The sequence below is a fragment of the Phenylobacterium sp. genome (assembly GCF_037968635.1).
GTDB lineage: Bacteria > Pseudomonadota > Alphaproteobacteria > Caulobacterales > Caulobacteraceae > Phenylobacterium.
On sequence record NZ_JBBKVV010000003.1, the window covers coordinates 45,046 to 51,637 of the forward strand.

The 6,592-nt window shown below is 67.1% G+C and carries 7 protein-coding genes; 4 read left to right on the plus strand and 3 right to left on the minus strand.

What is annotated here, in order from left to right:
* Positions 1–58 precede the first annotated feature (58 nt).
* The 3 genes from AAC997_RS00270 to AAC997_RS00280 all read right to left on the minus strand — a co-directional run bounded on the left by AAC997_RS00270 (position 59) and on the right by AAC997_RS00280 (position 3,032).
* Positions 59–1,369, minus strand: coding sequence for a FecR domain-containing protein (locus AAC997_RS00270; RefSeq protein WP_340643690.1), 1,311 nt, complete (start codon positions 1,367–1,369; stop codon positions 59–61).
* Positions 1,366–2,073 carry a response regulator transcription factor gene (locus AAC997_RS00275; RefSeq protein ID WP_340643691.1) on the minus strand — a complete coding sequence of 236 codons (708 nt, stop codon included), beginning with the start codon at positions 2,071–2,073 and terminating at the stop codon, positions 1,366–1,368. The genes AAC997_RS00270 and AAC997_RS00275 overlap by 4 nt, the downstream gene beginning before the upstream one ends.
* 89 nt (positions 2,074–2,162) lie before the next feature.
* Entirely contained in the window at positions 2,163–3,032 is an 870-nt protein-coding gene (locus AAC997_RS00280; protein ID WP_340643692.1) for an alpha/beta hydrolase, read from the minus strand.
* Between the two features lie 159 nt (positions 3,033–3,191).
* On the opposite strand from AAC997_RS00280, the gene AAC997_RS00285 reads away from it, so the two are divergent.
* The 4 genes from AAC997_RS00285 to AAC997_RS00300 form a co-directional block, all read left to right on the plus strand.
* Complete coding sequence (locus AAC997_RS00285; RefSeq protein WP_340643693.1) at positions 3,192–3,785, plus strand: thioredoxin domain-containing protein; 594 nt, start codon at positions 3,192–3,194, stop codon at positions 3,783–3,785.
* Positions 3,786–5,010: 1,225 nt separating this feature from the next.
* On the plus strand, positions 5,011–5,820 hold the full coding sequence (locus AAC997_RS00290; protein ID WP_340643694.1) for a YwqG family protein: 810 nt from the start codon (positions 5,011–5,013) through the stop codon (positions 5,818–5,820).
* Positions 5,821–5,897: 77 nt separating this feature from the next.
* The gene (locus AAC997_RS00295; protein WP_340643695.1) at positions 5,898–6,308 is read left to right on the plus strand and encodes a hypothetical protein; all 411 of its coding nucleotides are present in this window, start codon (positions 5,898–5,900) and stop codon (positions 6,306–6,308) included.
* A gap of 84 nt (positions 6,309–6,392) precedes the next feature.
* Positions 6,393–6,592, plus strand: a 200-nt coding sequence (locus AAC997_RS00300; protein WP_340643698.1) for a hypothetical protein, incomplete at its 3' end; no start/stop codon positions are given.

Here is a 6,592-nt window from a genome sequence, read left to right on the forward strand (position 1 = left end):
AGCAGCCACTCCAGGAGCAGTCGTCGGCCAGCCGGCGATCGCCCCGCAGCCGGCACGGCTATTGCCCGACGTTGAGTTCTTGAAGCCCGCCCACCTTCTCGGTGATCTTGCCCTTGGCGAGCCGCGTCGCCGTCACCCGCCAGTGATAGGTCCCGGGCGGCAGGTCGGTCAGCACCAGTTGCGGCGCCTCCAGGCCTGTCTGGTCCACCAGGGCGGTGCGCCCCTGCGGGTCGGCGAACATCTGGAACCGGAAGGTGCGCGCGCCCTGGCCGGTGGCCGTCCACTTGAACAGGTACTTGCGCACCTTGCCCGACCGCTCCACCGCAGCCTGGCCAGGCTCCAGCACGTTGAGGTCGCGGGCGAAGCCGTAGTTGGACGCCAGGCCCTCCAGGCCCAAAGCGTCGATGGCGGTGGCGCGGACAAAATAGGCGCCGTCCGGGATGTTGTCGAAGGTGACCGCCGTCTTGTCGGTCTTGGTCTCGTTGAAGATGTCGATGAAGCCGGCGTCATTGGCCAACTGCAGGCGGTAGGCTGCCGCGCCAGCCACCGGCTCCACCTCGAAGGCCACGACCGCGTCCTCCTGGTCCCGGCCGCCGCGCACCAGTTTCGGCGTCGGCGGCAGCTTGGTGGGATCGCCCACGGCGGCGGGAGTGACGCTGACCCCAAAGGTCTCGGCCACCGCCACCTCGGTCTTGCTCCCCGCCACGCCGACCAGGCCCTTGAGCACTTCGGTGGTGGCCTGACCATCGCTCAGCGCCGCCACCCGGAACTCGGTGCCGCGCACGGCGGACACCGACAGCGGCGTGCGGATCAGGAAGCGGGAATTGGGATTGTCACTGGGGGTCGCCGAGGTGGAGCTGCGCCCCTGATCCAGGTCGAAGACCCGCAGCAGGCCGCCGGTCATGGGGACCTCCCGCAGGCGCCGCACCAGGCCGCTGGAATTGGACGGCAGGGTGATGCGGCTCGCGTCGGACAGCTCGATGGTGACAAAGCCGTTGGCCAGGGTCGTCAGCCGCATGCCCTCGACAATCGGCAGGCCGACGCGCGGCGCCACCGGCTGGCCATTGCGCTCGATGCGCACCGCACCGGAGAAGGCCACGAGCTCGGCGGTGATGGCGTTGGTCCGCATCAACCGATAGGGCACAACCAACGTCGAGCCCGGCTGCAGGCGCCGGGCGTCCGGGATCTTGTTCAGCCGCTGGACGGTCCGATAGTCGCCGGGCCGGGCGAAGTAGCGGGTTCCGAGCGTGTAGAGGGTGTCGCCCTTGCGCACCACGTAGCGGGCGTCCGGCGAACTGGGCGGCGGCGCCTGCTGGGCCAGGGCGGCGCTCGGAAGCGCGAGGGCGAGCAGCAGGGCCAGCAGCTTCACGAAGCGTCCTCCAGGACCGGTTGGCAGCGTTCCAGGCGGTAACCGAAGCCGTAGACCGTCACAAGCCGGAAGCCGCTGGCGGGCCGCAGGGAGAGCTTGCCCCGCAGGCGGGAGATGTGGGCGTCCAGGGTGCGGGTCTCGAGATCGGCGCGATGCCCCCAGACCCGTTCCAGCAGGTAGTCGCGACTGAGCGCCCGAGACATGTTGCGAAACAGGGTCAGGGCCAGCTGAAACTCCTTGGAGGTCAGCTGTTCGGTCTTGCCGTCGCGGCTCGCGGTCTCGGCGGCGGGGTCAAAGGTCCAGCCCTCGTGGGTCTCGCCGCTGGTGGGCGGGGCCGCCGGATAGGCCCGGCGCAGCAGGGCCGCGACCCGGGCCATCAGGATCGAGGGCTCGAAGGGCTTGACCAGATAGTCGTCGGCCCCGGCGTTCAGGCCCTGCACCACGTCGCTCTCCACAGAGCGACTGGTGACCAGCAGCACGGGCAGGGTGGTGGAGAGCAGCTCCGGCAGCCGCGCCAGAACGTCGATGCCGGTCATCTCCGGCATGTTCCAGTCCATGATCAGCAGGTCGAAGGTCTGGCGGCGAAGGTCGGCCAGCAGGGCCGGCGGGCGCTCATAGATAGTGCAGCGGTGACCGGCCTGACGCAGCATGGCCGCGAGCAGGTCATTGTGGGCTTGGTCATCGTCCAGGACGGCGATGTTCATGCCTTAGGCCCTCACCCAAATCGATTGCCGGGAAGCTTAGCCTTCGCTGTTCCAACCGGCCCGTGGATTCGTCTCCCGGTCACATTCCTTTACGTTCTCGCCTCCGGCGGATTGTTCCGGACGACAAAGGCGGCGTAGCCGTCGACATATTCGTCGGGAATGAAGCCGGCCATCATGGCGCTGAGGTGGCCCTTGCCGGGCAGGACCAGGTTGGTGAAATCCGCGAGTTCGCGGGCCATTCGATGGGTGCGGGCATTAGGGCGGTCGTACTCGCCATTGATCGCCATCACCGGGAATTCGACCTTGGCCAGGTCCAGCTTGGTCAGGGTCGCCATCATGCGTCCGGCCATGTCCTCCATCTTGCGCACTGCGCCCGCGCCGGCCACGGCCTGGACCTTGGCGCGGATCCTGTCGCCGAAGTCGTTGCCGACCTCTTCGCCCTTGGCCTGCCGTCGCGCCTTGACCTGGGCGTTGGCGGCGGCCTCGTCGGGGGCCTCGCCGGTGACGTCGGGCGGGACCTTGTCCTTCCACTCGCCGACCTCGCTGATCCCCGAGCCCTGGAAGCAGGCCGTGATGAACCGCTCCGGCGCCCGGGCCAGCAGTTGCAGGGTGACCCCGCCGCCCATGGAGTAGCCGGCGATATGGGCGCGGGAGACGCCCATCTGGTCCATGAACTCCAGCACGTCGTCAGCCATGTTGAAGTGGCTGTGCCGCGATCCGCCCGACAGGCCGTGGGCCCGCATGTCCAGGGCGTAGACGTGGTTGGTCTGCGCCAGTTTCGGCGCGATGCCGTTGGAGAACCAGTTGCCGATGGCGCTGCCCCGCGCCCCGTGGATCAGGATCACCGGGACGCCTTGGCCAGCCTCTACATAGTGCAGGCGGGTCCCGTCCTTGACCGTGAAGAAGCCGTCGGGCCAGCGCGGCGGTGCGACCTGTTCGGCCGCGGTCGAAACCGACATGAAATCCCCAAGAATCTACGCGACTGAAATGACATCGGCGGGAAATGAGTCCCGCCTGCGCCTATTATGACGGCTCACGCGCCCCGACGCCAACCGCCTCAGTTGACAGGCGAGGGCCAGGCGGTGTCCTGAGGCCGTCCCGCGTCAGGAGTTCCCCCCGTGCGTCACGCCCTGCTCAGCCTCGCCCTGCTCTTCCTCGCCGGCGCCGCCGGCGCCGCGCCGGCCTATCCCACCGGCGACCTGTCGCTGGGCAAGGCCACGGCGAAGATCCACGTGGAGGAGTACGCCTCCCTGAGCTGCAATCACTGCGCTCACTTCAACAATGAGGTCTTCCCGGCTTTCAAGGCCAAGTACATCGACACTGGCAAGGTCCGCTACACCCTGCATGAGTTCCTCACCGAGCCGGTTAACGTGGCGGCCATCGGCTTCATCACCGCCCGCTGCGCCGGGGCCGACAAGTACTATCAGGTGGTCGACAGCCTGTTCCGCCGCCAGGCCGAAATCTTCGACACCGGCCAACTGCGCCCCGTCCTGCTCGACGTGGCCAAGACCGCCGGCCTCACCGAGGCCCAGGTCACCGCCTGCGTCGCCGACACCGGCAACCGCGAGGCCCTGGAGGCCCGGGTGGACGCCGGCGTCGCCCGGGGCGTGGACTCCACCCCGTTCTTCTTCGTCAACGGCGTGAAGGTGGACGGCGTCGACCTCGCCGACCTCGACAAGGCCATCGCGGCGGCGGGAAAGAAGACGCGCTAGCGTCATCCCCCGACTAAAACTGAAGAGCTCAGCAGGGCAGCCCCTGATTCGCATCGTTCCGCCCGCGAACCTCGCCAGGTCCGAGGCTGAAAATGTTCTTGTTTTGTTCTTTGCATTCGGCCTGATCCGTGTGAATATATCTGCACGGTGAGTAACCCCTCGTGGCCGAGCGACTGCTCGGCCCGCCGGGCTCATCCCCTTTCCAACCCCGCGTCATCGCCCCGTCTGAGTTTACGGACCGGGCACAATTTTCATTGAACGGAGGCCTGCATGGCTGAGCGTCAGATCGATCCCGCGCGCCTGGATGGAGAAGCCCTTAGGCGCTGGTACTCGCGATCGCCGGACGAAATTCAACGGCAGCGACAGGCGGCCGAAGGCCCGGCGCGAACAGGTCTTCTTCGGCCGCGGGCAGAGCGTGAACGGGCGCGTTGCCGCCGGAGAATCCACGGAGAGAGCACGCCCCCTCGCTGCGGGTCGCGATGACAGACTTTGGATCGCGGACGGGCGTGGCGGCTTTCGCACCGTGCGCTCCGGATCGGACAATTTTCCGATCACGATGGAGCCCGAGGTTTCTGATTACCCCGAGTTCCTTCCGGAAAGCGCCGCAGCCCTCGAAGACGGCGACCTCCAGGAAATCGTCAACCCGCACCATCGCCGCCTTCGCGGTGAGTGGGAACGCGCAGAGGGGAGGCCCTGGCCGAAGACTTCGGGCGGCCGCAACTTTGATGTGGCGCACACGAAAGCGGTGGCCGACGGCGGGACCCATACTCTGAACAATATCCAGCCTATGCATCCCGATGAACATAAGGCCCAACACCGACTTAACGGCGACCACGCACGATTTGGACGTCGCTCCAGCATAGCCCGCGCATTCGGAGGCAGGGTGGAGCCACCGGCAAATTCATCGAAGGCTGTCCGCTTTCCCACCATGCGGGGGCTTGGAATACTTGGATGGATACCAAACATGACCGGAGTGCTTAGCGGACGCATCAGAACCGACACGCCCATCCACTTCTGGAATGACATGTCAGGGCTTCCTAGCGACGATGACCCGCTACCAAAGGATCTCATTGCCTAGGACATGCACCGCCGCCGACTAGATGGCCTCGGGCAGCACACACCAAGAATGCGGCGTGTGAACACTTGCCTCAAGGCATGGAGCGTTGACCAACGTTTCCCTTTCGTTCTACCTGTGGGCTTGGGCAGATCGAACTGGGATTGGCGCATGCGGTTCTTGTGGAAGCTTTTTCGCCAACGACCTGAGGCCGCGCCCGACGACGGGATATCCCCGATGGTGGCGGAGTCCATCGCCGCGCTGAAGGCCCAGGCGCGATCGTGCCTACGGCTCGTTTCGGGCGGCGACGGTCGGTCACGACTTGGCGGTACGCCGGAGGTGGCCGGCGTCTGGCCGCGATACCAAGGACGACCACTCTCATGCGTCGCGCAACTGGATCTGGCCCAGATCCAAGCCGCTGGAGGGCCGGAATGGCTGCCTGGACACGGGCGCCTGCTGTTTTTCTATGAGCTTGAGCACGGCTCGTGGGGCCTTGATGAGAAGGACGCCGAAAGCGCGGTCGTGATCCATGAGGCGGGTTCGCCAATCGCCGCAACGGAGCCAGGCGACCTTCCGGACGACGCCAAGTTGCCAGCCTACCCGATCACCTTTGCGCCAACCGCCTCCTACCCGAGCGGGGAGAGAGCGGCGATCGACTGGAGCCGCCTCAACACAGCATCGGCCGACACGCTGGACGAGGCTCTGGTGAACTTGGCTCCCGCCGCCCCGGCGCACCAGATCGGAGGCTATCCGGCTCCTGTCCAAAGCGACGACATGGAGGCGGAATGCGAGAATATCGCCCGGCGCTTAGGCCATGGCGGCGGCGATCCTGCGGACTGGCGGCTGCTGCTGCAACTCGACACGGACGAGGACGTAGGGATGATGTGGTACGATGTGGGATCGCTCTACTTTTGGATTCGAGAACAGGACGCGAGAGCCGGAGACTTCTCGAAGGTCTGGGTGATCCTGCAGTCCAACTAAGTTGTTCCCGAGGATGGGACGAATAAACCCACAGCCCTAGCGCACGGCTCCGCGGGCCAGGGCGTCACCCGGCCTACATGGCCGCCCTCCCCGGCGAGGTGGAGGCCTATGAGCTGGCCCCACCAGAGCAGCGCGTGGCCGGCGGCCTCGGCGACCGGTCCCTGGCCGTGATCGCCCACGGCAAGCCCTTCACGGGGCCCCAGGCCTGGATGGAGGACGGCTGGAGCGCCGGCCAGGCGCGGCTGGCGGCGCTGTCCACGGACAGCGAGACGGTGATCGCCACCCGGTCCGGTCACGCCATCGCCCAGACGGAGCCGGACCTGGTGGCGCAGGTGATACGTCGCGTGGTCTGGAGGGCGAGGGCCAGCAGGCGGGAGGTGTTCATGCGACCGACTGTGGCCCGGCCGGCCAAGCCCGGCAAGGCGGTGAACCCGTCCGCCGCGCCGCGCGTTCGCCTGCTGCCACATCCTGTCACCAGGGCGCCCTAGTCATCGGGGGTCATGCACCCTAAATTCGACCTCATGCCCCGTCCCACGAAGTCCGCCCCGGCCGAAGCGCCCGGCGTCGCCGACATGTCGGCGGTGTTCGACTACGACGAGTCCGCCGGCCCGGTCGTCTGGGTCCCGCACCGTCCCGACCGCCCGCAGAAGTCCGAGGGCGGGCGCCGCTTCAAGCTTGTCAGCGATTACGAGCCCGCCGGCGACCAGCCCACCGCCATCGCCGACCTCGTCGCCGGCCTGGAGGGCAAGGAGCGCGACCAGGTGCTGCTGGG

Excerpts from the sequence above, each read along its gene's own strand:
- AAC997_RS00290 (WP_340643694.1), top strand. The coding sequence starts at position 5,011 with ATGCGGTTCTTGTGGAAGCTTTTTCGCCAACGACCTGAGGCCGCGCCC.
- AAC997_RS00295 (WP_340643695.1), top strand. The coding sequence starts at position 5,898 with ATGGCCGCCCTCCCCGGCGAGGTGGAGGCCTATGAGCTGGCCCCACCA.
- AAC997_RS00275 (WP_340643691.1), bottom strand. The coding sequence starts at position 2,073 with ATGAACATCGCCGTCCTGGACGATGACCAAGCCCACAATGACCTGCTC.
- AAC997_RS00280 (WP_340643692.1), bottom strand. The coding sequence starts at position 3,032 with ATGTCGGTTTCGACCGCGGCCGAACAGGTCGCACCGCCGCGCTGGCCC.